Below are 26,054 nucleotides of genomic sequence, written 5' to 3' on the forward strand. Positions count from 1 at the left end.
AAAAATCAAGAAATGCAGTGAGGTCTGAGAATGATAAACCCGCTTTCCCTTTTCCTCCGTCCGAAGGTGACGGAGACTTTTGAATTCCGGGATGAGGAACTCGAAACCCTGGGGGCCGAAATCAAAAAAGAAATGCCAAAAGTCTTCGGACGCAGCCTGGCAATCCGCGAACTGGACTCGGGCAGCGATAACTCCACGGAAATAGAAATCTCAAACCTGGGAACCCCGTACTACGACGTAGAAAGGTTCGGAATCTCCTTTGTGGCATCCCCACGGCACGCCGACGTCCTGCTGGTAACCGGGGCAGTCACCCTGAACATGGCCGAAGCCGTGAAAAAGACCTATGAAGCTATGCCTTCCCCAAAATTCGTGGTCGCAGTAGGGGACGATGCCTGTGACGGAGGGATTTATAGAGGTTCCTACGCCGTGCTCGGCGGAGTCGACAGGATACTGCCCGTGGACATGAAAATCCCCGGAAACCCCCCTTCCCCGAAAGAAATCCTGAAAGGGCTGCTTGCGCTCCTAAAAAAAGCCTCGGAAAAATAACCTGATAAAAGATAAGATTCCTTCTCTGCCCCCGGCAAAGGGGCTTCTCCTTTTTCCCTGCAGAACCCTAATACCCTGCCCTACATCGAAACCCCTGACCCAACGGCATACTTCCAGTGTATTCAATTCCAAAAGCCGGCTTTTCCATAAATTGTACATTGACAACTAAAAAGTGCATTCAAATAACTAAAAAGTACATTCAAATAACTAAAAAGTGGATTCAAATAACTAAAAAGTGGATTCAAATAACTAAAAAGTGCATTCAAATAACTAAAAAGTGCATTCAGATAACTAAAAAGTGGATTCAAATAACTAAAAAGTGTATTCAAATAACTAAAAAATGTATTCAAATGACTGAAAAAATACATCCGGCTGATCGGGGAAAAGAGTTCAAAAAATGTGAGGATCACTTTTGGAATCTGTGCACTGGTTATCCCTATCTGATCAGCTATAAGTAAGCGGAAAAATTACTCTAAAGATATGAAATTAAACGACTTCAAACTCGAACGCTTTTTTGCAAAATACGAGTTCAGTGCTCCTTACCTTCTTTCTTCATCAGACTGCGAATCCTTTACGGCGGGGGAACTGCTGGCCCTCGAAGAAAACGCAGAGGAGGAGTTCAAAAACCTGTGGCTGGGATATACGGAGGCGCAGGGAAGCCCGGAGTTAAGGGAAGAGATCTCAAAACTGTACGAAAACATTTCCCCCGAAGAAATCCTGGTGTTTTCAGGCGCAGAGGAAGGAATCTTCGTTTTCATGAACGTTTTACTGGAAAAGGGGGACCGGATTATCGTCCAGTACCCTGCCTACCAATCGCTCTACGGGATTGCGGAAGCCCTCGGGTGCGAAGTTACGAAGTGGGAGATGAAATACGAAGACGGCTGGAAACCGGATTTCGAGTTTTTAAAAGAGAGCATCCGCAAACATAAAAACATAAAGGCAATCATTGTCAACTCCCCTCACAACCCCACAGGGTACCAGTTCTCGAAAGAGGAATTCAACGCCATTATAGAGCTTTCAGAGGAAAACGGCCTTCATGTCTTTTCCGATGAAGTTTACCGGTTCCTTGAATACGACCCGGGGGACAGGCTCCCGACAATGGCTGATGTTTACGGAAAAGGGCTGTCACTGGGAGTCATGTCCAAGACCTTCGGGCTTCCGGGGCTCCGGATCGGCTGGATTGCTACAAAGGACCGGGAACTTCTCAGGAAAATTGCGGCTTTCAAGGATTTTACAACAATCTGCAACAGTGCCCCCAGCGAATTCCTTTCCTGCCTTGCGCTCAGGAATAAGGAAGTCCTGATAGAGCGCAACCTTGGCATAATCCGGAAAAACCTGGAAGTTCTGGATGACTTCTTCAGAGAACACGAGAAACATTTCGAGTGGGTAAAGCCAAAAGCAGGGCCTATAGGGTTCCCTCAAATAAAATTTGGCAAAAACGCGGAGGAATTCTGCGTAGATGTCGTGGAGAGGCAGGGAGTAATGCTGCTTCCAGGGACTGTTTATGATTTTGGGAAGCGGAACTTCAGGCTGGGGTTCGGCAGGAAAAACATGCCAGAAGCGCTGGAAAAATTGGAGGAGTACATAAAGAAAAATTTATAAATAAAGACCCATATTTATCGAGTGTCCCGGACCAGGGCGTCCGGAGGCCTTTCATGTCAAGAAATTCACTTTCAATTCAGGAAACAGAAACCCTGGGCTACTACGATTTCATGAGCTACCTCGAGGTGCCCTACTTCCACGTAGGTGGCCTCGTTTCCACGGAAAAACTGGCGGAACTTTGCCGGCTTGACAGGAATAAAAAGGTGCTGATGGTAGGGTGCGGAACGGGTTTTTCTGCCTGTTACCTCGCAAAGAAAGTCGGCTGTTTCGTGGTGGGAGTCGATATAGCAGAGCTTTCCATCGAGAAGGCAAAGGAAAGGGCAAAAAAGAAAGGTGTGGAGGGGATAACGGATTTCCGGATAGGAGACGCCTACGCCCTGCCCTTTGAAGCCGGAACTTTCGATGCCATAATTACCGAGTTTGTCTCCCAGTTCCTTGACCGGGGCAGGGCTTTCAGGGAATTTGTCCGGGTTTTGAAGCCCGGAGGCTCCCTGGGAATTAATGAAATGTACAGGGAAACGGAAATCCCCCCGAAACCTGCAGAAAAGCTAACGCATGCAGAGGACATTTTCGCCGAGATCACCGGACTTCCCTTTACTCTCCCGACCCCTGAAGAATGGGAAAAGGAGCTAGAAGAAGCAGGGCTGGAGGACGTCCAGGTAAGGAAATGCAAGCCCACGGCAAGCCTGGAAGAGGCAAAGAAGCTTATCAGGACAATGGGCGGGCTCCTGGAGTTTGCCCGGTACTTTTCCAGCGTCGCAGTGAAAATGATAAAGTACACGCTGATCAGCAAAAAGATCAGGCACCGGTTCAGGCGGCTCGGGGAAGGAAAAAAGATCCTGCTAAGGAAAAAGTCAACCTCAAGGTATGTGGGCTATGTGCTTGCTACAGGAACAAAGCCCAAAAAGTAACTGGAAGGAAAACTGTAAAGTAAAGAGTAAAGTAAAGATATGAAGTAAAGATATAAAGTAAAAATATGAAGTAAATTGAAAATTATGGATAAGGGCAAAACCCCGAAGTTAATTGTTGATAAACCCGAAGATAATTGCTGACAAAACCGGCTCAATTAAAAAAAAGGAAGTAAAGTAAAGTAAAGTAAAGAAAGGAAAAAGGAACAGGAAATTGTCCGGGACTGTGAAATAATAAATGTTTTTTGGAAAAGGATATAAACAATCAATTGGAAAACTTAGAGCAATAATTCCTCAAGAAGTTACCGGTGGGGCTTTCAGGAAAATGAAACCGGGACTTCAAATTAGGCAAAACGGGTTTTGGGAAAAATGAAGGGAAATTACCTCCGGCGTATTCACGAGGTTCCCGGGGAGGTAGACTTGCATGAAGATTTCACTTATTGATCTGGCATTTCTTTCGGAAAAAAGAACTAATGTACTGCGCCTGCTGGAAGAGGGGCCAAAAACCAGTGACGAGATAAAAAAAGACCTGAACGTCAGCTCTACGTCAATTATGCCCCAGATAAAGAAATTAAAAGAAGGCCACATGATCACTCAGGAAAACGACAGGTACCAGCTCTCGGAAATGGGGGAAATAGTCGTCGAAAAGATGGAACCCCTCTTAAATACCGTGAGGGTTTTCGAAGAAAATTACGATTACTGGGTAAACCACGACCTGAGCGCAATTCCTGAGGACCTTCTTAACAGGATCGAGGAACTGGGAAACTATTTCCTGCTCGAACCCGACCTTAACAGGCTCTTTGAAGTGCCTGAAGACTTTAAGAAAAACCTCCTGGAATCCAGACGTGTCATGATATTTCTTTCTTATTTCCACCCCCTTTATCTTAACCTGTATTCCGAACTGGCACGAAAAGGGGCGGAAATGTACCTCATCCTGACCGAACCGGTCTTTGAAAGAATGAAAAAAGACTACACAGAAAACCTCCAGGAACTTCTGAATTCCAAAAATATGGAAATTTACATTTGCGACAAGAAAATAACCCTGAAAAACGTTGTAACAGACCGTTTCTGTTCACTGGTACTCTTTGACAGAAAGGGGAAATTCGACCACCAGCGCCTGATGAGCTTTGACGAAAGTGCACTGGAATGGTGTGAAGAACTCTTCACTCATTACAAGGATATGTCAATGCCCCTTGAAAAGATCTGAAGAAGTGTCGAAAATCGAAATTCCCTTGATTTTCGATATGATATCAACCGGACCTCCGGATTTGTTATAACCGGAGTCTACAGATTTTTGAGTTCCGATTTGATATCGATCGGAGTTCACCGTTTTTTGGTTTATGATTTGCTGGCAAACGAAGTCTACGGATTTTTGATAGTTTTATATGCTTAAATGAAGTCTACATTTTTAGTTTCTGATGTGCTTAAACCGAAATATACCGATTTTTGAGTTCCGATTTTCTATCTACCGGATTCAACCGGTTTTTAATTCGAACGGATTTTATCACCTGTTTAACCCCTCGGAACAGGGACATCAATACCTGGCATTTCCCACAAGAGATACGGGGAATCCTGTCCTCAATCACTGAGATATTTGTCAATAAGGGCTCTGAACTTGTTTATATCAATAGGCTTTGAGATGTAATCAACGCATCCCTTTTCGATGAAGTGTTCCTCACTTCCTTTCATTGCATGGGCTGTTACCGCAATCACCGGGATGTCAGCGGTGTCAGGGTTCTGCTTTATCCGTTCAAGCACCTCGAGCCCGTCCATTTTCGGAAGCTGCATGTCCAGGAGAATGATGTCGAATTTGTTCTCATCGAGGCACTCAAGGGCCCTTATCCCATCCTCCGCTCCTGTTACGCTGTGCCCGTAGAATTCCAGCAGATCAAGTATCAATTCCATATTCATGGGGTTGTCTTCAACAATCAGAATCTTTTTCATCTTTATGCCTCTTAAGCATAGTTAGTTGTTTTATCCTGTTAATTAACTCTTTTCTTCCGAAAGTGCCTTTCTTCATGATAGAGAGTAAATGGTCCTGCATTTCATTGTTCAATTCTTCAATATTCTTTTCATCAAATTCCCCTGCAGTGCAGACAATCAGGGGGATATCCCTGGTCCCCGGGTCGGCCCTGAGGTGGGAAATTACGTCAAAACCATTCACATCCGACATCATGAGGTCGAGAATGAGGATGTCGGGCCTGTCCGAGAAGAGCCTGTCAAGACCCTCCCTCCCGCCGTAAGCTTTCAAGACCTCAAAACCTTCGGGCTCGATCATCGAGTTCAGCAGTTCCACGGCATTTTCGTCATCATCAACGATAAGGACCTTCAGAGTTTCGAATTTAAACTTCTGCCTGATTTCTTCCAGGGAAGTAAGGAGTTCAACCTTTTTAATGGGTTTTGTAAAGGAATACAGAGCCCCAAGAGCAATTCCAAGTTCATTTTTATCGGCCATGGAGATGATAAGTACCGGGATCCGAGCCGTTTCGGGGTCATTTTTCAGCTGTTTCAGGACGAGCCAGCCATTGGTATCGGGGAGGAAGACGTCAAGGGTTATAACATCGGGTTTCAGTTTCTTTGCAACCGGCAAAACGTCTCTTCCCAGATACACCGGAGCCACGCTGTAGCCGGCGTCTCCCAGGACAAGGGAAAGGAGTTCATTTGAATTATTGTCATCGTCAACAACCAGGACGAGTTCCCCTCCATCTCCGCTTTCGGGAAAGATTATTTCAGGAGGTTTAACAGCATGCCCGGAAGTTTCCACGGATTTTTTCACCGAAAGGGCGGCTTTCTTATTCATTTCAAACTCCAGGAGCACTTCCTCGAGTTCAGGGTTCCCGGCCTTCCTGATTTCCCCTGGCTTTTTGAGCGGGATTGAGAAAGTAAAAGCACTCCCTTTATGGAATTCACTTTCAACCCGGATTACCCCCCGGTGCAATTCTACGATTTTCTTTACGAGAGCAAGGCCGAGCCCGGTCCCACAGTACTGTCTGGAAGCAGAAGCGTCGATCTGGGTAAAAGGCTGGAAGAGTTTTTCCTGGTCTTCGCCAGAAATACCTATCCCGGTATCCGTAACCGAAATAAGGGCATAATCTCCCGTTTTTTTGCCGTAGACGGAAACTTTTCCCCCATCGGGAGTGAACTTGATTGCATTGCTCACGAGGTTATAGAGAATCTGGATCAGACGGTTCCGGTCAGCTTCAAGGTTGCTAAAGCCGGGTTCTATGGTGAAGGTCATATCAAGGGACCTGGACAGGGCAAAGGGATTGAGCACGGTCCTGACATCCTCGAACACGGCGGCAAGGGAAAATTCACTGTAATGCAGCTCCATTTTCCCTGCCTCGACCTTTGAAAGGTCAAGAATATCATTGATCAGTTCAAGCAGGTTTCTTCCGCTGCGTGAGATATTGTTTATGTACTTCAACTGCCTTTCGTTGAGTTCCCCGAAGACCCTCTCGAGCAGGATATCCGAGAAGCCTATGATAGAATTAAGAGGGGTCCGCAGTTCATGGCTCATGTTTGCCAGGAACTCGCTCTTGGCCCGGCTGGAATCCTCAGCCTCTAGCTTTGCGCTGAGCAACCTTTCTTCCGAAAGCTTGTGGGCGGTGATGTCAAGCCCTGTTTGCAGGACACCCGTAAGCCTGCCTTCTTCATCTTTTATCGGATTGGCACGGACCATCCAGACCTTTCCGTCAGGGGTGCTTATCTCCCCAACTTCTTCCTTCCCGGAATTGAGCGCCAGCCACACGGGAGAGCCGGACCTGCCACTTTCACAAAGCAAACAGACTTTCTCAAATTTTTGCCCCACGAGATCCTTAAGTTTCATCCCCAGATAGTCCAGGGAAGCTTTGTTCGCCCAGACAACCCTGCATTCGGGGTCCATAAAAACAAGTAATTCACTTAAAGAGTTCAAAATTACCTTTTTTTCGTGTTCCTGAACCTCAAGGTCTTCGGAGGCTGCACTCAAACTTTCAAGCATCCCGTTTATCCCGCAAGCAAGCCTCGAAAGTTCATCATCCCCTTCTACCGAAAGCCTCTCTGCGTAATCCCTTTCCTTTCCGACTTTATCAACAAAACCGTCAATCTCAACGATACGGGAAACAAACTCCCGGTCCATCAAAAGCTTACAGCCTCCGCCCACCAGTAGGCCCGCAAATAGGAGAAAAAGCACAATGTAGCGGAGGGACTTTTGCCCCTCGGCGTAGATACTCCTGTCCATGTCCGCCCGAACCATAACCCCAGGTTCGCCTGTGATGTCATTTAGCACGAAGTATCCGACTACCTTCCCATCTATTATCGTGTTCATGCAGGTCTGCCCATCACTTTCAAAAAAAGCTTCCTGGAAATTGGCAGGCACACTATCAAGCCTGTAGAGCATCAGAGGGTTACCGGTAATTTTTTGGACGGACTCAACAAAACCCACATCCAGGTCCCTGCCTATGATGAGAGTCCCCAGGATTTCTTCATCTCCCGAACTCCCGGAGATGGGACGGCAGGAGATGATCACAGGCCCGTTTTCGAGCATAAGCAAACCGCTGACATTATCGGTGGAAGCCGGGCAAAGGAGAGATCCGTCATTTATTTTACTCTGGAGTTCGGGAGGCGCAAGACCACCAATCAAGCGCTCGGAATCCAAAAAATAGGAGTAAAGTACATCCCCTGAAGCGTTAACAAAAAAGATGAGGTCATATCCACCTAAAGAAAAAATATCGTCGGGCAGGGTTTCACTAATATTCCCGGGGTAGGAACTCTGCATAAAAGCCCGGACCTCGGCCCTGGAAGAAAAGGCAACGTTAGCCTCGTCGAGTTCGAGTATCTGTGAATCAATAACGTTTTTTGCATTTTCCATGTTATCAATCGCTTCCCGTGCCTCCAGGTCGGAAAAACTGGAGTCAAGGATACTCTGGGAGGCGAAAATAACAACTGAAATCAATAAAGCAAAAATCACGTAGATAATAACCAGTACCTTTTTGCTAACATTCATAATATAAACTCTGAAGGTGGGTGCATGGCCGAATATATCATACAAAGGGAATTGAAGATTTAATACGGCGGAAGTTGAATATTTTATGAAGAGAGGCTTTTTTACACAAGAGAATTGAGAGCATTTATACGGAGGGAATTGACCACCTGTATAAAGGAGATATGAGAATTCTAATTGAGATGTGATAATTCTAATTTGAAATCAATATAAATATTTTTTGTGTATTACATAGTATAAAAAATTATTTGATTACTGGCGTTAATGGCCCTGTTAAACTCTTTTTTCTTATAAACACAATTAAAAAAAATATATACATTTATGAAAGAAAAAAAGGGAATGAGTAGAAAATAATTTAAAACTAGAGGAGCTCACCACCTGAACGAGCGAGAGACCCAGCCCACGTTCTTTCTGAGAGCATACTTCCTGAGTTCGTCAACTGCAAGAAGGAAGAGGGCAAAGGGGAGAGCGAGCAGCAGGTATTTGAGGTCAATGGGAGAGGTATTGAAAATCAGGTGGGCAAGGGGGCTCCAGATAATAAAGGAAAGGATAAGAAGCTCACTCACAATACCTGCCAGGACATACCGGTTTTTGAAAAGACCTTTGGTGAAGACCGACTGTAACCGGGTCCTGGATGTAAAGACGTTTGCAATCTGGCAGATAATCACCGCCGAAAAAAAAGCCGTAATCGACTGCATATAGAGAGGATTGTTGTTTGCAAGCTGCTCCCCGTAACTCCAGCCCCCACCGGAAAGTACGGCAAAGTAGCAGAAAAAACCGGCAGCTGCCTCTATCGGCCCTTTTATCCCGTAGGAAGTAAAGAGCACCTGGGAAGTAAGCAGTTTTTCATCCCTGGACCTGGGAGGGCGCCTCATAATATCCCCTTCTCCCCTTTCCACCCCCAGGGCAAGGGCAGGCAGGATATCAGTTCCCAGGTCAATTGCCAGGATGAGTTGCACGTTCATAGGGAGAGGCAGGGTAAAGAGGACGAAGGCGATAAAAGGCAGGATTTCGGGGATATTGCTGGTAAGGATGTAAGCAATAAACTTTTTTATATTATCAAAGACGGTCCTGCCCTCTTCCACGGCATTCACAATGGTGGCAAAGTTGTCGTCCAGAAGTACCATGTCCGCAGCTTCCCGGGAAACATCAGTGCCGCTGCCCATGGCAACCCCCATATCCGCATTCTTGATTGCGGGGGCATCGTTGACACCGTCCCCGGTCATGGTGACGATTTCCCCTTCGGCCTGGAAGAGTTGCACGATTTTCAGTTTCTGTACGGGAGAGGTCCGAGCAAAGACTATACTCTTCTTTTTCAACCGCTCCGCAAGTTCTTCTCTGGAAAGAGCTTTCAGTTCGTCCCCCGTGATTATTTCCAGGGCTTCGGAATCCGCAAGCCCCACACCCCTGGCAATGGACTCTGCCGTTACGGGATGATCCCCTGTAATCATGACTACCTTGATCCCTGCAGCATGGCACTTTGCAATAGCTCCTTTTGCTTCGGGGCGCGGGGGGTCCACAATCCCGATGAAACCCAGGAAAACGAAACCTTCAGTGTACTCTTCCGGCTTTTCCGCTTCCCTGTAAGCAAGGGCTATCACCCGCTCTCCCCTCTCCGCCATTCTCAGGTGCCGGTCCAGCAGTTCTTCTTTCTCCCTTCTGCTAAGTTCCCGCACCCCTCCGGCCTCAATTAAGGAATCACACATCTCAACCACAATTTCCGGAGCCCCTTTGAGGTAGGATTCAAGCCCGCCTTCGGGAGTACGGCAGAGGACTTCCATCCGCTTGGTGAGAGAATCAAACGGGAATTCCTCCAGCCGGGGATAATTAACATTGAGTTCCTTCAGGTCCGTAAAGCCGTTTGCAAAGACCAGGAGGGCTCCTTCGGTGGGGTCCCCCGTGTATCCAGGGGCCCTTTCCGAAAACCTCGCATTGTTACAGAGCCCGGCGACCCGCAGGAAAACAGGAGGAATCTTTGCGGGGTCCCAGCCCGGACCCGGCAGCCCCTCGCCGGAAATCACCTCTCCTCCGGCAGGCATTTCTCCGGTGTTCACACCTGATTCCTGCCCTGCCGCTTCCCCTGCGGAACCTTCAGGCTCTTCAGGGTCCACATCTTCATACCCGATGATGAGGGAGTGGACAGCCATTTTGTTCTGGGTCAGGGTCCCGGTCTTATCCGTACAGATAACCGTGGTCGAACCCAGGGTTTCCACGGACTCGAGCTGTTTTATCAGGGCTTTTCTGTCGGCCATCCGGCGAGAGGCAAGGCTCAGGGCAAGGGTAACTGTTGGCAGGAGCCCTTCAGGTACATTGGCGACGATGATCCCGATGGCAAAAATAAGGCTCGCAAGGAAGATGTCCTGGAGGAAAAAGGCAAGCAGAAAAAAGGTTACCCCGAGGAAAATCGCTATTGAGGAAATTACCTTTATGAAATGGTTGAGTTCCTTCCGGATAGGAGTGTCCACGGCAGAAGTCTGTTCGGTCAGGGTAGCCAGGTTCCCGATTTGGGTGTGTGCTCCCGTCCCGAACACGATAGCTTTTCCGTTTCCGCTCTGCACCAGGGTCCCGGAAAAAACCATGTTCCTGCACTCCAGCATTTCCTGATGGGTGCAATTAAGAGAACGCAACTGCGGTTCGGCTTCCCCGGTGAGAGCGGAATTGTCTACTTTCAGGGAATTGGCCTCTATCAAACGCCCGTCTGCCGGGACCTTGTCCCCTTCCTCAAGAAGGATCACATCCCCGACAACCAGTTCCGAAGCCAGGACGTCAAGGACCATCCCGTCCCTTAAAACCCTTGCATGGGGCGGGATAAGCTGCCGGAAGCTTTCCATGGTCTTTTCGGCCTGGTACTCCTGGATAAAAGTAAAGGTCCCGTTCAGGACCACGACCCCCCCGAGAGCTACCCCTATATATAGATTCCCCTGCCCGGGGTCCAGGTACTCGGCTAAGAAAGAGAGAAGGGCTCCTATGGCCAGAAGGATAGAAAAGAAATTCCGGAATTGTCGGAAGTATTTTCGGGCTATGCCTTCTTTCCCCGTATTTTCCAGGACGTTGGGGCCGCAGTCCCGCAAGCGGCGGCCAGCCTCCCGCCCCATGAGCCCGTTTTCATCCGTCCCAAAACACTTCAGGAATTCCGGAAGGGGAATCCTGTGTTCGTCGCCCCGGGGAGAGCACAAAGCTTCCCTGTCTTCAGCCGCTGCCTACTCCATTGTACCCCCTATATTCAATGCCGCACAGACATATAAGCTTGACACTTCGAAAAGAAGCGGGGGCGGGAGCTTGAAATGCCCGGGTTATCGAGTCAAAAATTTTCACCGCATTTATCAGAAACAGGGTAAAAAAAAATTCCCGTCAATTATGTTTTATAACTTGCTAACGAAAAATAATCTCTACTCAATGCGAAAATAGAGGGTTGAGAATTAATTTTACGCTCAGGTTCTCGGCCCTGTGCAAGCGAACATGAAAAGGAGTGACAAAAGGCTTTGTCAGGCTCCTTTTCTCCTACATATATCCTATGGTTTTTAATGATGTTTGAGGACTCAGGAGTTTAAAGGCCCTGAGTATGAAACATTTTGGATTGAAAAGGTCTATATAATATCGTAAAGTAGAAAATAAAACTGCAAATATAATTAAAATAAATGTAATAAGAAATAAATAAAAAAGGTATGACCGATTATGAGCGAATTTACACTTAAAACGAGACTGTTAGCCGCCCTGAAAGGCGAAGAAGTTGACAAGGTACCTGTTTGTTCTGTTACCCAGACCGGAATCGTAGAACTCATGGACGTCGTCGGAGCACCCTGGCCGGAGTCCCACACCGATGCCGAACTTATGGCAAAGCTGGCCCTCGCAAACCATGAACTCAGCGGACTCGAAGCTGTCAGGGTTCCCTACTGCCTGACCGTCCTTGTCGAAGCCATGGGCTGTGAAATCAACATGGGTACCAAGAACAGACAACCCTCTGTCACCGGACACCCCTACCCCAAGAGCCTGGACGATGCAGCAATTCCCGAAGACCTCCTGCAGAGAGGAAGGATTCCGGCAGTGCTCGAAGCCATCAAGATCATCAGGGAAAAGGTCGGCCCCGACGTACCCATCATCGGCGGTATGGAAGGCCCAATCACCGTTGCCTCCGACCTGGCAAGTGTAAAGTCCTTCATGAAATGGTCCATCAAGAAACCTGAACTCTTCGAACAGGTTCTGGACCTCGCAACCGAAGCATCTGTCATCTACGCAAACGCAATGGTCGAAGCAGGCGCAGACGTCATCTCCGTTGCAGACCCCGTCGCTTCCCCTGACCTTATGAGCCCGGACTCCTTCAAGCAGTACCTCCAGTCAAGGCTGCAGAAGTTCTCCTCTGAAGTGAACTCCGTAACCATCCTCCACATCTGCGGGAACGTAAACCCTGTCATCGACTACATGGCAGACTGCGGCTTTGAAGGACTCAGCGTCGAAGAAAAGATCGGTGACGTGAAGAAGGCAAAGGAAGTCATCGGAGACAGGGCAAGGCTCGTCGGAAACATCTCCAGTCCTTTCACCCTCCTGCCCGGACCTGTTGACAAGATCATTACCGAAGGCAAACAGGCCATTGCAGATGGCATTGATGTGCTCGCCCCAGGCTGTGGTATTGCACCCATGACCCCGCTCGAGAACGTCAAGGCCCTTGTAGCAGCAAGAAACGAGTACTACGCATAAAACAGCAAAACCATTTTCTTTTATTTTTTTGCGGACAGGTTCCGGGGCAAAATTCAGGCTTCAGGAACCATTGTCCGGATTTTTTTGTTTTTTATTGGATGTTGGGAAGGACAAAATATCCGGAATTAGGGCACCCTAAATTACAGCATTCAAAGGCTTACCACTAAGGTAAACAACTCAAAAAATAACTCACAAAGGGAAATTCATTCATAAATTCATTCATAATTACACTTACTCAAATTTATAAAAAATTCATGAATGCTTGAGGCGCATTCACCAGATATTGTCTCAGATTTTTTCAGGAGGAGGTTAAAATATGAGAACAGGCGTTGCAATCGACCTTGGAACCAGTGGTTTCAGGGCACAGAAAATTGATCTGGAAAGTGAAACGATTCAAAAAACCGTCATAACCCTGCGAAACCCCCTGCCGGGCGCAAACGTGATGGACCACCTGGATTTTGCAATCCACTACGGACAGGACAAAGCCCACGGTCTCTCGGTAACCGCGGTCAAGCACATCCTTGAGGAACTGGAAGTAAAGCCTGAAGAGCTGGAAAAATTCTCAATCTGTGGAAACCCGATCCAGCTATCCATCTTCCAGGAGATTCCCATCGAAGACCTGGCATATGCAGGAGAGCGCAAGAAACAGAAATACCACATTGAAGAACAAAACCGGGACGCCCGTATAATTCCTCTGTCCGAAATCGAAGGCTTCGAGGAATTCGAGAACTGCAAGCTCTACGTCCCCCCTGCAATCAAGCACGAGGTCGGAGCCGATGCTCTTGCCCTCATCGAGAAATCAGGAATGCTTGGGAGCGACGAAATCGCAATCGCAACCGACTACGGGACAAACGCCGAAATGGCCCTGAAAGCAAACGGGGTCATCTACACGGGATCGGCAGCCGCGGGTCCCGCCCTCGAGGGTCAGGAAATAGAGTTCGGGTCCATTGCATCTCCCCACACAATCTCTGATGTTGAGTTCGAAGGGGAAAATCTCCGCTGCTATGTCCTGGATAAAGAGATGAGCCCCGTAAAAGGAGACCTTGTCAACCCGAAGACCGGGGATGTGGTGGAAAAAGGTGATGCAAAGGCAAAGGGCATCACGGGAACGGGAGTCATTGCCCTCATAGAAGCGGGGATGCGGAACAAGCTGATAACACTCCCAAAGATCCTGACCCCGGACAGCGTCATCCACCTCCAGGACGGGATCAAGTTCACAGAAAAAGACCTGATCGAAGCCGGAAGAGCTATCGGGGCAATCAGGGCAGGCCACATAACCCTCTGTGCCGAAGCCGGTATCGAGATGGAAGACCTGAAAATCGCCCACATGTCCGGAGCTGCCGGGACATACATGGACGCCGCAAAGGCCCACCAGGTGGGAATGATCCCCTATAATGCAGGTTATGTCTCCCAGATCGGAAACACTTCCCTGACCGTGGCCCGGGAGATCCTGATCTCGGAAGACAGGCTCTGGGAACTGCAGAAAATTGCAAAGGAGATCGTCGGGACCCACGTGATGTTTGCAACTTCGGAAGCTTTCAAGGAAAGCTACATGCTGGAACTTGCCTACTGGAACGAAGGCATGATGTTCAAAATGCATAAGAAGTTCCTGAAAAAGAAAAAACTCCCCATGCTTGACGAACCTTCCTCCATTCTGAAAATTGACCGCCAGGTCGAAAGGGATATCCCGGAACTGGGAGAAGAAGGCCTGCACGTGCTCGATAAAGTCGGGACCTACCTTACCATGGTCATTGAGGGCTGTGAAGGCTGCCACGAATGCGTAAAGGTCTGCCCGAACGGGGCCCTCAGGGTTGACAACGGCGGGACAGTAAGGATAAGGACCGACCTTTGCGATGGAGCAAACTGTCAGCGCTGTCTCCATGCCTGCCCCGAAGACAGGTTCAAGTGGGAAAACCTGACAGTGGCAGGGAATTGAGAAAAAGCTAAGAAAAGCTTATTGGAATTGAAAGGTAAGTAACGAGCAGTAAAACGGAAGCAAATGGAGGAGAAAAAAATGCAGGTTATTGTGGTGGGAGGGTTCCTGGGAAGCGGGAAGACTACCACCATTATCAATATGGGCAAATACCTCGCAGACAAGGGGAAAAAAGTCGCCATTATCGTAAATGAGATCGGAGAGATCGGAATTGATGGGGATGTAATCGACAGGTTCGGATTCGACTCTAAGGAAATCACAAACGGATGCATCTGCTGCACCCTTAAAGTGAGCATGAAGACAACCGTGACCCTTCTTGCAAAAGAATACAAGCCCGATATACTCCTGGTAGAACCCACGGGAATCGCTTTCCCCCATGTAATTAAAGAAGATATCGAACTTATGAACCTGGGAGAAAGCGTAACAGTTGCCCCCCTTGTCACTCTGATTGACGGGAGCCGCTTCAAGCATATGATGAAGGAAGTAAAAAACTTCTCCATGCGGCAGATAATTGATGCAGAGATTCTCGGGATCAACAAAGTGGACCTTATAGAGCCTATAAGGGTCCCAATCCTTGAAGCTTCGGTCCAGCAGCTGAACCCCAAAGCAAAGGTAATCCAGTTATCCGGAAAAGCAATGGACGAGAGGTTCGAGAGCCTGATGCAAATGCTGCTCCCCGAATTCGCCGGGGAAAAGCCTAGGGAGATCGAAAAACCTCAGGAAGAGGAAAAAACCCCCGCAGAAAAAGTTCCTGCAAAAGAAGCAACCAAAGCCTCTGCAGCTCCCGGAGAAACCGAAAGTTCCATCGAAGCTTCGGGCGTCGGGAGCTATGCTGTGGAATTTGCGGTAGAAAAGCAGGACATTAACAGGGAAGTATCCAGAGAAATCACCACCGAGCTGATGGAAAGGATCAAAACAAAAGTCCTTGATCTCAACCCCGAGTTCATAGGGCACATCAAGCTCTTCCTGGACAACGGCACGGAAACCGTAAAACAGAGCGTAACCATCTACTCCGAAGAACCCCAGGAAGATATAGTAAACTCAAAACCCGACGCAAAACCCTCCTTGAAAGTCCTCTCCGCGGTATCAAACGTTAAGACAGAAAAACTCTTCGATGCCGTGAACAGTTCAGTGCAGGAAATTTTCGAGAAAAAGGAAATCAGCATCCACAAAATAGAGTATGCCCACGAACACGGGCATAACCATGGTGAGCATGAACATCATGAACATGAACATCATGAACATGAACATCATGAACATGAACATCATGAACATTAATTAATTAGAGCGTGAAAAACGCAGACAAAACGCCGGGACGCTCGCCGGGTGTTGAGAAAAAAGGATCCGGGAACTTATGGATTCGGACACAGGCCACCAGGACCAGAAAACCCCCATTTATAACGCAGATTCCCGGTGGTCCTGCTTTTTTCATTTACTTTTTCAATTGATCTTCTCGGAGTGTTCTATGTAATACTGGGCCAGTTCGTTACACCATTCGATGGCACTGGGAGTGAAACTCATGATTTTTCTGTGATCGAACTCCCCGTCCTTTCCAAAAAGTTTCAGCATCATGAAATCGTCCGTAACCATGAAAGATGAGAGTTTTACATCCCCCGAATAGATGTAAAGGGAAACCTTGTTTTCAAGCAAAATGTTATATTGATCCACGAAATCATTTTCCAACCTGTTATAGACCTTTTTGTCAAGGATCAAATGCACCTCAGCCCCATTCTCTGCGCAGGTTGCCTGGATTGAAGGACAATCAGGGCAGAAGAAAGAATAAAAGGACTTGAGAGTCTTTGATTTGTATACGCTGCCAAGCAGATCCTTTGGAAACTCGAAGAGATGATCCAGATCGGGTTCTTCCAGAGTGCACTTCCCTAACATATCCATCTTCTTAACCAGATGCCCTGGGATTGGGGTTCTGTCATGTTTTGACCAGTAATCCTTGTTTCCATCAAAGACATCCAGAAGAGAGGTAAGAGGGAGCATCTTTTCAACTATCACTTCCCCCATATCCGAGAGTTCGTAGATGTTTCCTCTCTGCTCGATAATGTCCATATCCTTCAATTTTTTAATCTGGGGCATTACCGCACAGGCCTTAACATTGAGGGTGTCTTTTATTTCATCAATATCCTTTGGCCCGCTTGCTAACATTATCAGGATATTTTTTCTTTTTTCAGAAAAAAAAATCAAATCAATCAGGGAACTCATATATATATTAGCCTCCAACCATATACTGTTTTATTTCAGGTAGCTACTTTCAGGAATAAATCCCCAATCCTGTATAGCCCACGAGATTGAAATCCCAGATTTTACGAAGACCTGCAAAGTGTCACATAGTAGTCCACTGTTTAAATTATAACTATTGACCCGTTTCTGCAATACCAGCGTAAATCTGGATTGAACATTAATTTTTTATAAAATGGGAGAGAACTTCCAAACAACGTACAAGAGAGTATATTGTGAGTATAATATTTAAATCTTGATCATAAAGACCATATCAAAGACTACTGATATAATATTTAAACCACTATGGGAAGAATAAAATCAAAAATTATAAAAACGATCGATGATATATTGAACCGCCATTTTTAACAAGCAGAGTTTGACACTCCTGAGACCGTATTCGATTAGCCCCAGGAGTTTACGCAGGTACAGAATAAAAAAGGTCCCGCACTTAAGCTCCTGGAGAGAAACTTCAATCAATACACTCATTTTTTCAATGCCCTCATTTTTTCAATGCCCTCATTTTTTCAATGTACCCTGTTTTTCGAAAAACTAACCTTTTTGAAAGAATCGTTTATTTTTGGAAAAACTATTTTTTAGCTATCCCATCGGAAATCACCCGGCTGCCAAAAAGCATTGCACACATGAACATGGAAGGAAAAGAAAAATTCCCCAGGGTGCAAGAAAGGCAGATATGACAAAAAACAGGCAGGACTAAAATTAAAAGAAAAGTATTTTTTTTAAAGAGGGGAAATATTAGCGTATTTATAAAAAGGGAGGTCGGTTAAGCTATATATTTTAGGAAATATCCTTTGATATGGAATAGTCATTCACCTGAATGGGAGTTTAGATACAAGGCTCCAGGCTTAAGAAAAGCTTCCGGATCCTGCGAAGCAGGACAAGGAAAAACGAATTTTATCAGGGGATGATTATTTTGTGGATTTAAGGAGTATATTAGTGGATTTAGGGATTTGACGGGCTGTGGAACCCGTTAAAGGATCTAAATGCAGTAAAAAATCAAGGATTAAGATCCGGAAAAACAGGCAGACAACTGGCTGTTTGGATCCTTCACAAAAAAAGGAGATTTTCAATGGCAAAAGAAGACATTCTGAACGCTTTAGCGGATGCTGTAGTTGAAGGCGACGACGACATTGCAGAAGAATTTGCACAAAAAGCCCTTGATGAAGAAGTCGATGCATACGAAGCAATTGTCGACGGGCTTGCAAAGGGTATGAAGATCATCAGTGACATGTACGAGAGGGGGGAAGCATTCGTGCCAAGCCTTCTGCTCGCAGCTGACGCAATGTATGCAGGAATGGACATCCTCACTCCCTACATCAACGCAGACACAAGCGCTGAGCCCAAGAACGTGATCATCGGCACCGTCGAAGGAGACGTGCACGACATAGGGAAAAACCTTGTCAAGACCATGATGACCGCAGCAGGTTTCAACATGATCGACCTCGGCTGCGACGTGCCTCTTGACAAGTTCGCAGAAGTCGCAAAGGAAAACAAGGCAACCGGCATCTCCATGAGCACACTCATGACCACCACTATGGGCGGCATGGAAACGGTTATCGAGCAGCTTCAGGAAGAAGGTATCAGGGACTCCCTCGTAGTTATGGTAGGCGGTGCCCCGATCTCCGAGGACTTTGCAAACTCCGTTGGTGCAGACGGCACAGCCCTTGACGCCAGCACAGCAGTCGAAACCATGACTTCCCTTGCAAGCGCACTTCCTGCAGATTCCTGGAGCGATTCCTCAATCGCAGAAAGCAAGATGAAGTACAAAGAAGTCCTTGCCCAGAAAGGAACCAGGGAAGAAATAGACATTGGCAGCATCACTGCTGAGAAGATCATCGAAGAACACGACACCGTCATCCCCAAGTTCAACGAGACAATTACCAAGAAAGAAAGGTTCGTTGCAGCCTTCCAGGACAAGAAGGTTGACAGGCTTCCGGTCGCCCCTCTCGTCTGTGGCCTTTCAAGGAAGTTCGTACCCTGTTCCTACGCAGACTACACCACAAACGCAGAAAAGTTTGCAGACAGTGTAGCCGCAGGTACCAAGTACTTCCATATTGACAACTTCGTCGGCCTGACCGACCTCTGTATAGCCGCAAAGGACTTTGGTGCGGAAGTCAGGTTCCCTGAAGAGGACACCCCTGCAGCAACCGGCCACCTTGAAGACTACGAAAGCATGGAAGTCCCCGAAATCAAGGAAGGAACCCGTGGATACAACCTGGTCCAGGGCAACAAGCTTGCAACGGAAAAGACCCGCGAACAGAACGCACTCAACACTGCCCTCTTCGAAGGTCCGATGGTAGCCCTGACCCAGATCATGGGAGCAACCCGTGTGCTTTCCGACCTCAAGACCAACCCGGACGTTGTCCTCAAAGCCCTTGACCAGACCACCGAGTACTGCAAGGAACTGGCCAAGATGATGTTCGAAGAAGCCCAGCCCGACAACCTCTGTCTGGTAACCCTCTGGACAAACAATGTCATCCTCGGTGCAGACGAATACATGAAGACCGAAGGTAAGATCCTGAAGGACGTATTCGCCCCGCTCTACAAGGAATACGACATGCCAATGGTCATCCACAACTGTGCCGACGCTCCGCACTGGGACCTCATCAACGAATGGGGCACCGACTACTACAGCTACACCTACTATCCGGATGAGGCAGACAAGGGGTCCAAAGACCACAAGTACCTCATTGAGAACTATGGAAAGGATGTCATGTTCGGTGGGGAAGTCAGCCCGATCCTCTTCCTGAACAACAGTCCGGAAGGACTCGAAAAGATCAGGAACGACACCATTGCCCTCCAGGAGAGCGTCCTTACCACTCTCAAGGAAAACGGAATGCAGTCCAAGTATGTGATCTCTACCGGTTGCGAAGTGCCGCCAAAGGGACCGTGTGACTCCATCACTGCCCAGACCTACACTGTAGCAGAAAAGGGTCCGGAGATCTACAAGAACATCATCGGATAAGCCGAAAAATAGTTGTTTCCTGAAAAAAGCAAGTTTCGACTTGCTTTGAGAAAGGGCGGGATTTTTCCCCTCCCTTTCATCACCCTCTAAAAATAATAAGGTTCCCGCCGTTTCCTGCAGCCTTATGTGTGTCCAAAAAAGTGCAGGTGAACTCCAAAAACAGATCCAAAAACAGATCCAAAAACAGATCCAAAAACGGATCGAAAAACGGATCGAAAAACAAATCCAAAAACGGATCGAAGAACGGATCGAGCGGAAAAAATGTGTGCAAATCTTTGCAGAAAATGGTGGAGAACCTTCATAACCCCTTTAGGAAAGAGGTGAAACTGGAAATGAGACACCAGAGAAGACCCGAACCTGAAGAAAAAACTATCAATCCGATTCCTGTACGCATTCCTGTAACTCATTTGCAGGAACCCAGCCACTCATCTCAGAGGGCTTTCTTCCGTTATTCGGATATCGAAGCAGCCCCGGCAAGCTATGAACTCAAAACAGATTCCGCATCTGTGGCATACACATTTCCCAGGGATACCGGGTTACCTTCCGAAATTAGCCTTACGATGACAAACCCTTACGCTTATCTCAGGAGTGTGCAGAAACATTCCTTATCCACATGCGTTCCGAAACCCGGAAAGAAAAGGAAGCCTGGGACTAAAAAACAGACGCAACTTATCGCTCGTTTACAGACGCTTCTCAAAAAAGGAATTACTCCCTGATGTCATAAAAGATAGAATTTCCAGATACCGGCAAAAACCTCCATCATAAAAATTCCGATTAAACGCTGTACAAATCCAAAAACCTCCTTCAATAAAAATTCCGATTAAACGCCGGTAAACAAATTCAACAAAACCTCTATCATAAAAATTCCGATTAAACGCTGTACAAATCCAAAAACCTCCTTCAATAAAAAAAACGAACTCCTTCAATAAAAAACGTCCAGAGAAAATAGTTCAAAAAATCGGTGTTACCGAAACCGGAACATTTCCCTACAGGCTTTCAAAGAGCCTGCGGGGAAAAATAGCAGACCTCTCAACAGATCAGGATTCAAAGCAACGCTATCTTGGGGAAAAACATGGCAAGCGAACTAAAAACACCTAACGGAACTGATCTTGAAAGCCGGGACGGAATGGCAAAACTTGCCCGGACAATAAGAGATAAGATTCTCATCAACGAGCCGGTAAAAGAAGACGGGCTTATAGACCAGGTCGAAAGAGCAGCAGTAGAAATCGACGAGATCCTGGCATCATCCCTGGGCCCGAAGGGGATGAACAAGATAATAATAAACCCGGTAAACGACGTGTTCGTAACAAACGACGGGAAAGTGATCCTCAAGGAGATGGACGTCCTCCACCCGATTGTCACGTCCCTCAAGAAGCTTGCGGAATCAATGGACAAAGCCTGCGGGGACGGCACGAAAACCGCAGTAATCCTGGCAAGTAACCTGATCAAAAACGCAATAAAGCTGAGAAGAGCAGGAGTCCACCCCACAACCATAATCGAGGGCTACGAACTTGCCCTGAGAAAGGCTTACGAGATGCTCCAGTACGGCATTAAGCAGGCAGGAGAAGAAGACGTTCGGACAACGATAATGTGTTCTGCTACCGGAAAAGGGGTGGAAAGGCAGCAGGCAGAGGCAATCACGGAGATCGTACTCGGGGTGATCGAGCACCTGAACGAAACCAGGGAAGGCCGCCTCGACCTCAACAAAAACGTGAAGATCCTCAAAAAGGTAGGAGGACCGGGGATTGAAGCCCTGGAAGGCATAATAATGGATGAAAACCCGGCAAGGGTGGACATGCCAAAAGATTTCGAAAACCCTTCGGTGCTCATAATAAATTACGACCTCAAGATAAAAAGCGAATACCTCAACCCCCAGCACAACCTGAGAATGGATTCCGTTCAAACAGCCCTTATGTTTGAGGAAAGGAAGAAGGAGATGTGCAGGACCCTTGCGGAAAAAATAATTAACTCGGGAGCAAACGTCCTCTTCTGCGAGGGAGATATCGACCCCTACATAGAGACCCTGCTCAGGGACAGTAATATACTGGCTTTCAAGAAGCTGAAGCTGAAAGACCTGGAAAAGCTCTCGAAAGCCGTGGGGACGTCCCTGATGAGCAAGAATGACGAGATCCTGCCCCGGCACCTTGGTAAAGCCGACAGGATTAAGCTTGAAAAACGAAACAGGGAGAACTTTGTCTTCATAACGGTGAAGGGAAAGCCGATCTCCACGATCCTGATCTGGGACCCGGCAAGGTACGGGCTGGACAAGGTGGAAGAAGCCGTGGACGACGCACTCAATAATGCAGCTTTCCTCATAAAAAACAAGGAAATAGTAAACGGAGGAGGCGCAATTGAATTTGAGCTTGCGCATATGGTAAGGCTCTTTGCGGCAACCCAGCAGGGAAAGAAACAGCTGGCTATCCTGGCATATGCCGAAGCCCTGGAAAGAGTCCCGGAAACCCTTGCGAAAAACGCGGGCATGAAAACCATTGATGCGATGGTGGAGATGAGAAACGCCTACACAAGAGGAGTGGAGGCAAGGATAGACATCTCAGGGAAAGTAACGGATAAAGGGCCGAAAGTCTACGATTCAGCAACGGTAAAGAAACTGGCCCTGGTCTCGGCAACAGAAACAGCAAGAAACGTACTCAGGATTGACGAGATAATCCCAAAAACCTGAATGAAAAAATACATCACGCTGATGACAGTGCCCGAACTCCTCTCTCTATGGGCATTGTTATCAATATCCCCCAAGAAGTGAGTAAGACCTGCAACGCCTTACCCCGGGAAGTACATATTTGCCATTTTATGCCTTCCCGGGGAGAGGACAGTATATATCCACAGGAACTCAGGAAGGTTGGACCAACCCGGCTTTGCCATTTTGCCGGGGAATTCCAGCCAGAAAACAAGAGACAAAAAAAATCCGGGACCCGAAGCCTATAAGCTCCAGGCACCACATGGGGCACCCGGAACCTGAAATCAGGAAGGATGCGCTCTCTAAACCGGTTTGCCATTTACCGGGCAGGGAAGCTCCGAGGAACCTGAAACACAATGGATCGGAAAGCCCCTCACCCTGACCCTCCAGGAGTGAAAGGGGCACCCTCCCGATCAGAAGGGATAAAGGGATAGATACTGCCAATTTTTCAAATTGATTTTTGATTTCGTGCAGACGAAGCTGTACAGAGGATGGGAAAAACCATGAAGTGCATGATAATCGGCGGCTTCCTGGGAAGCGGGAAGACCACAACGATCCGGAAGATAATAGAACACCTGGGAAAACGGGGACAAAAAACAGCGATCATCGTCAATGAGATAGGGGAAATCGGGATTGACGGAGACACGGTTTCGGGGCCCGGAGTTGAGACCAGGGAGATCACAAACGGCTGCATCTGCTGTACCCTCAGGATCAGCATGGAACATACGATAAAAAGCCTGATGTCCGAATATCGTCCGGATACTATTATAATAGAACCTACCGGAATAGCCTTTCCAAGACAGATAAAAGGGAATATAGAAAAAATGAATCTCCCGGGACTTTCCTTTGCCCCCATAGTAAACCTTGTGGACGCAAGCCGCCTCAGTACCAACCCGGAAGAGCTCCAGAACTTCATGCTAAACCAGATAGATGAGGCCGAGGTAATGGCCATAAACAAAGTAGATCTCATCGAAAGGGAGAGGCTTCTGGAAATCTGCGTCTTTTTGCGTAAGCTGAATCCGAAAGCCAGGATGTTCCATTTCTCTGCCCGGGAAGGGGACGCCTTCGATACCCTGCTGGGAATACTGGGAGAAAACAGCCAGGAAAAATCGACACCAGAAGGAAGGAATTCCATAGACGTGTCAGGAGTTTCGGCTTATTCATCAGCATTTGAGATAAGTTCTCCGGAAATTTCCCCGGAAATTGCAGTCTCAGTTACCGGGCAGATCCTGAAAGACATAAGGGACCGGGCAAAAGAACTGAACCCGGAGTTTATCGGGCACATAAAATTATCCTTTACCCACCAGGAAACCCTGGTAAAGGGAAGCGTGACCTCAGCCCATGAAAGTCCGGAGATAGAAGTCCTTAAAAAAACCGCAAGCTCCCGGTCGAAAATCAAAGTACTCTCCGCAATTACGTATATGTCAAAAGAAGAACTTGTCAAAGCTGTGGATGCGGCTGTCTACGAGCAGCTCGAAAACCAGCAGCTATCTTTCAAAAAAACAATGCATGAAGTAAACTACTGCGAGTGCCATTAAAAATAAGAAATTCAAATGCCCCCGGAAATTCAGGGAGGTGAAAAGCCGTGAGTTTTCCGGATCCGGCTCCCCCCGGATGGCTTTGCGAAAAATTTATATATAATAAGACGGTCATCGCCACCGTCTCAGAAAGAAACTCCTTCAGGGTACGGAGACTAAAAATCCGGACGTCGAACCGGAGGCAATCAACTGTCTATCGGGTTTTAGACAGAAGAAAAAATCAGGACAAAGCCATAATAACCCGAGAGGGCAATGTTCGAAAAAAAATTAAAAAACGGCAGAAAAAAGACAGATAATTGGGCAACTCTGAATGCAGAGGATAATGTCCAGAAAAAAACTTTGAAACCATCTGCCTGTTTTCCCGAGAAGAGAGACAATATCGAAAGTTTCATAAACTTTGAGGCGAAGAATCAGTTAACTTTAATATGTCTGGAAAAAACAGACATATAAAGAGCTGTTTTTGGACATTTGAACCCACCCCATAAAAAACAAGTTCACTTGAGTAAAACTAAAATCCGGAAGATATAGGAGAATTTCGGACCCTGCGCAACCGGAGCATGGTACTATAAGAAAAACAATTGCCCGGTAAATTTTAAAGGCGTTGACCAGATCAATGCCAGCAAAAAAAAACTTTTTTTTGATTAAATCATATGCACGAAAAATTCTGCATAGAAGTATAAAATTATCGGCGCCGAAAAATTAGCATCGGTTAAGGTATAAGCAAATAAATCTAACTGTTTTTTGCAAGTGCATTCCCGAATAATCAGGGAGGATACACCCCTGTAAATCACTGGGAAGAGAAAGCCCAAAGGGCACCAGAAACAAAAAGATCCAGGGAAATGAAACCCCCCGGAGGATACTTCGAAAAGCACCTGAAAAACGGGTCATACTGCTAAGGTGCAAAAACGGAACACATTGTTTCAGGGTGCCCCAAAAACGAAAAGTACCGGGCCACAGATGCCAACACTAAGGTGCTGTAAAACGCACTACAATGGGTTGTCCAAAACTCTCTCATAATGTGGAAGACTTCGATTATGGAGGTTTTCGAATTCATCTACATTTTTATTCGGGAAAAAACCGGAGACTACCGGGACAGCAGCTTGCCAGGTCAAGGATTTGAGCGAATCTGAGACCATCTTCTTTCATATTGGAGGTTAAAATATGTTGGATTTGAAACTGGAAGACATCGATGGCATATTAGTACGCTATAACGTCGCCCTCGAAAAGGAAATGACTCCTGATGAAGCTGCAGAAGAGCTTTACCCGAAGGACGAACTGATCTACCCGATTGCAAAGGCAATCTACGAGGGTGAAGAAGACGATGTAGTTGACGGCCTCAAAGCCGCAATCGATGCAGGAAAAGACCCTATCGCCCTGATCAACGAATCTCTGATGGTAGGGATGGGTGTTGTATCCCAGCTCTACGATGAAGGGATCATTTTCCTTCCCAACGTAATGATGTCCGCAGACGCCATGCTGGAAGGTATAGAATTCTGTAAGACTCAGACCACTGAAGTGCCCGAACCCAAGGGTAAGGTTGTCTGCCACGTCGCAGAAGGTGACGTCCACGATATCGGTAAGAACATTGTTGCTGCCCTCCTGAGAGCAAGCGGCTACGAAGTAGTTGACCTCGGAAGGGACTGCCCGGTTGACGAAGTTATCGAGACTGTAGAGAAAGAAAAGCCAATGTTAGTCACCGGTACTGCTCTCATGACAACCACCATGTATGCATTCAAGGAAATCAACGACAAGCTCCTCGAAAAGGGCATCAAGCTCCCCTTCGCATGTGGTGGCGGTGCTGTGAACCAGGACTTTGTAGCTCAGTATGACCTCGGAGTCTATGGTGAAGAAGCCTCTGACGCAGTGAAGATTGCAAACTTCATTGTCGAAAACGGAGAAGGGATTGAGAAATTAAGAGAGGAATTCCACAAGCACTAATCG

General features: G+C 47.1%; 18 protein-coding genes. 14 read left to right on the plus strand and 4 right to left on the minus strand.

What is annotated here, in order from left to right:
* Positions 1–30 precede the first annotated feature (30 nt).
* From ACSAZK_RS08465 to ACSAZK_RS08485, 5 genes are all read left to right on the plus strand, one after another.
* Positions 31–546 (plus strand): NADH-quinone oxidoreductase subunit B family protein, encoded by a 516-nt coding sequence (locus ACSAZK_RS08465; protein WP_440956903.1) that lies wholly within the window; start codon positions 31–33, stop codon positions 544–546.
* 480 nt (positions 547–1,026) lie between these two features.
* Positions 1,027–2,148 (plus strand): aminotransferase class I/II-fold pyridoxal phosphate-dependent enzyme, encoded by a 1,122-nt coding sequence (locus ACSAZK_RS08470; RefSeq protein ID WP_440956904.1) that lies wholly within the window; start codon positions 1,027–1,029, stop codon positions 2,146–2,148.
* A 53-nt stretch (positions 2,149–2,201) separates the two neighbouring features.
* Positions 2,202–3,059: a class I SAM-dependent methyltransferase gene (locus ACSAZK_RS08475; RefSeq protein WP_440956905.1), complete on the plus strand. Its 858-nt coding sequence runs from the start codon at positions 2,202–2,204 to the stop codon at positions 3,057–3,059.
* A 235-nt stretch (positions 3,060–3,294) separates the two neighbouring features.
* A complete protein-coding gene (locus ACSAZK_RS08480) occupies positions 3,295–3,429 on the plus strand; it encodes a hypothetical protein (protein WP_440956906.1) in 135 nt (44 codons plus the stop codon).
* 51 nt (positions 3,430–3,480) lie between these two features.
* Positions 3,481–4,263, plus strand: a complete 783-nt coding sequence (locus ACSAZK_RS08485) for a helix-turn-helix transcriptional regulator (RefSeq protein ID WP_440956907.1) — start codon at positions 3,481–3,483, stop codon at positions 4,261–4,263.
* A gap of 371 nt (positions 4,264–4,634) precedes the next feature.
* Here ACSAZK_RS08485 and ACSAZK_RS08490 read toward each other — a convergent pair whose 3' ends face one another.
* The 3 genes from ACSAZK_RS08490 to ACSAZK_RS08500 form a co-directional block, all read right to left on the minus strand.
* Positions 4,635–5,000, minus strand: coding sequence for a response regulator (locus ACSAZK_RS08490; RefSeq protein WP_048177332.1), 366 nt, complete (start codon positions 4,998–5,000; stop codon positions 4,635–4,637).
* Positions 4,978–8,040, minus strand: coding sequence for a response regulator (locus ACSAZK_RS08495; RefSeq protein WP_440956908.1), 3,063 nt, complete (start codon positions 8,038–8,040; stop codon positions 4,978–4,980). Before ACSAZK_RS08495 ends, ACSAZK_RS08490 begins: the two co-directional genes overlap by 23 nt.
* Before the next feature lie 368 nt (positions 8,041–8,408).
* Positions 8,409–11,132 (minus strand): cation-translocating P-type ATPase, encoded by a 2,724-nt coding sequence (locus tag ACSAZK_RS08500; RefSeq protein WP_440956977.1) that lies wholly within the window; start codon positions 11,130–11,132, stop codon positions 8,409–8,411.
* Between the two features lie 580 nt (positions 11,133–11,712).
* On the opposite strand from ACSAZK_RS08500, the gene mtaA reads away from it, so the two are divergent.
* The 3 genes from mtaA (at position 11,713) to ACSAZK_RS08515 (ending at position 15,943) form a co-directional block, all read left to right on the plus strand.
* Entirely contained in the window at positions 11,713–12,732 is a 1,020-nt protein-coding gene (mtaA, locus tag ACSAZK_RS08505) for a methylcobamide:CoM methyltransferase MtaA (RefSeq protein ID WP_440956909.1), read from the plus strand.
* A gap of 316 nt (positions 12,733–13,048) precedes the next feature.
* A complete protein-coding gene (locus tag ACSAZK_RS08510; protein WP_440956910.1) occupies positions 13,049–14,668 on the plus strand; it encodes a methylamine methyltransferase corrinoid protein reductive activase in 1,620 nt (539 codons plus the stop codon).
* Between the two features lie 78 nt (positions 14,669–14,746).
* Positions 14,747–15,943 carry a GTP-binding protein gene (locus ACSAZK_RS08515; protein WP_440956911.1) on the plus strand — a complete coding sequence of 399 codons (1,197 nt, stop codon included), beginning with the start codon at positions 14,747–14,749 and terminating at the stop codon, positions 15,941–15,943.
* Between the two features lie 162 nt (positions 15,944–16,105).
* Here the strand turns inward: ACSAZK_RS08515 and ACSAZK_RS08520 are convergent, their stop codons facing one another.
* Entirely contained in the window at positions 16,106–16,822 is a 717-nt protein-coding gene (locus tag ACSAZK_RS08520) for a helix-turn-helix transcriptional regulator (protein ID WP_440956912.1), read from the minus strand.
* 1,162 nt (positions 16,823–17,984) lie between these two features.
* Between ACSAZK_RS08520 and ACSAZK_RS08525 the strand changes: the two genes are divergently transcribed.
* The 6 genes from ACSAZK_RS08525 to mtaC all read left to right on the plus strand — a co-directional run bounded on the left by ACSAZK_RS08525 (position 17,985) and on the right by mtaC (position 26,051).
* A complete protein-coding gene (locus ACSAZK_RS08525) occupies positions 17,985–19,880 on the plus strand; it encodes a uroporphyrinogen decarboxylase family protein (protein WP_440956913.1) in 1,896 nt (631 codons plus the stop codon).
* Positions 19,881–20,008: 128 nt separating this feature from the next.
* Positions 20,009–20,596, plus strand: coding sequence for a hypothetical protein (locus ACSAZK_RS08530; protein ID WP_440956914.1), 588 nt, complete (start codon positions 20,009–20,011; stop codon positions 20,594–20,596).
* A gap of 356 nt (positions 20,597–20,952) precedes the next feature.
* Positions 20,953–22,560, plus strand: coding sequence for a TCP-1/cpn60 chaperonin family protein (locus tag ACSAZK_RS08535; protein ID WP_440956915.1), 1,608 nt, complete (start codon positions 20,953–20,955; stop codon positions 22,558–22,560).
* 518 nt (positions 22,561–23,078) lie between these two features.
* On the plus strand, positions 23,079–24,113 hold the full coding sequence (locus ACSAZK_RS08540) for a GTP-binding protein (RefSeq protein ID WP_440956916.1): 1,035 nt from the start codon (positions 23,079–23,081) through the stop codon (positions 24,111–24,113).
* Between the two features lie 252 nt (positions 24,114–24,365).
* The gene (locus ACSAZK_RS08545; RefSeq protein ID WP_440956917.1) at positions 24,366–24,563 is read left to right on the plus strand and encodes a hypothetical protein; all 198 of its coding nucleotides are present in this window, start codon (positions 24,366–24,368) and stop codon (positions 24,561–24,563) included.
* A 711-nt stretch (positions 24,564–25,274) separates the two neighbouring features.
* Positions 25,275–26,051, plus strand: a complete 777-nt coding sequence (gene mtaC, locus ACSAZK_RS08550; RefSeq protein WP_440956918.1) for a methanol--corrinoid protein MtaC — start codon at positions 25,275–25,277, stop codon at positions 26,049–26,051.
* Positions 26,052–26,054: the final 3 nt, after the last annotated feature.

The sequence above is a fragment of the Methanosarcina sediminis genome (assembly GCF_052056915.1).
Lineage (GTDB): Archaea > Halobacteriota > Methanosarcinia > Methanosarcinales > Methanosarcinaceae > MTP4.

Coding starts and splice junctions, on each gene's coding strand:
- ACSAZK_RS08465 (WP_440956903.1), top strand. CDS start 31: ATGATAAACCCGCTTTCCCTTTTCCTCCGTCCGAAGGTGACGGAGACT.
- ACSAZK_RS08540 (WP_440956916.1), top strand. CDS start 23,079: ATGAAGTGCATGATAATCGGCGGCTTCCTGGGAAGCGGGAAGACCACA.
- ACSAZK_RS08545 (WP_440956917.1), top strand. CDS start 24,366: ATGTTCGAAAAAAAATTAAAAAACGGCAGAAAAAAGACAGATAATTGG.
- mtaA (WP_440956909.1), top strand. CDS start 11,713: ATGAGCGAATTTACACTTAAAACGAGACTGTTAGCCGCCCTGAAAGGC.
- ACSAZK_RS08525 (WP_440956913.1), top strand. CDS start 17,985: ATGGCAAAAGAAGACATTCTGAACGCTTTAGCGGATGCTGTAGTTGAA.
- ACSAZK_RS08520 (WP_440956912.1), bottom strand. CDS start 16,822: ATGTTAGCAAGCGGGCCAAAGGATATTGATGAAATAAAAGACACCCTC.
- ACSAZK_RS08480 (WP_440956906.1), top strand. CDS start 3,295: ATGTTTTTTGGAAAAGGATATAAACAATCAATTGGAAAACTTAGAGCA.
- ACSAZK_RS08475 (WP_440956905.1), top strand. CDS start 2,202: ATGTCAAGAAATTCACTTTCAATTCAGGAAACAGAAACCCTGGGCTAC.
- ACSAZK_RS08490 (WP_048177332.1), bottom strand. CDS start 5,000: ATGAAAAAGATTCTGATTGTTGAAGACAACCCCATGAATATGGAATTG.
- ACSAZK_RS08515 (WP_440956911.1), top strand. CDS start 14,747: ATGCAGGTTATTGTGGTGGGAGGGTTCCTGGGAAGCGGGAAGACTACC.
- ACSAZK_RS08495 (WP_440956908.1), bottom strand. CDS start 8,040: ATGAATGTTAGCAAAAAGGTACTGGTTATTATCTACGTGATTTTTGCT.
- ACSAZK_RS08485 (WP_440956907.1), top strand. CDS start 3,481: ATGAAGATTTCACTTATTGATCTGGCATTTCTTTCGGAAAAAAGAACT.
- ACSAZK_RS08470 (WP_440956904.1), top strand. CDS start 1,027: ATGAAATTAAACGACTTCAAACTCGAACGCTTTTTTGCAAAATACGAG.
- ACSAZK_RS08510 (WP_440956910.1), top strand. CDS start 13,049: ATGAGAACAGGCGTTGCAATCGACCTTGGAACCAGTGGTTTCAGGGCA.
- ACSAZK_RS08535 (WP_440956915.1), top strand. CDS start 20,953: ATGGCAAGCGAACTAAAAACACCTAACGGAACTGATCTTGAAAGCCGG.
- ACSAZK_RS08500 (WP_440956977.1), bottom strand. CDS start 11,132: ATGGGGCGGGAGGCTGGCCGCCGCTTGCGGGACTGCGGCCCCAACGTC.
- mtaC (WP_440956918.1), top strand. CDS start 25,275: ATGTTGGATTTGAAACTGGAAGACATCGATGGCATATTAGTACGCTAT.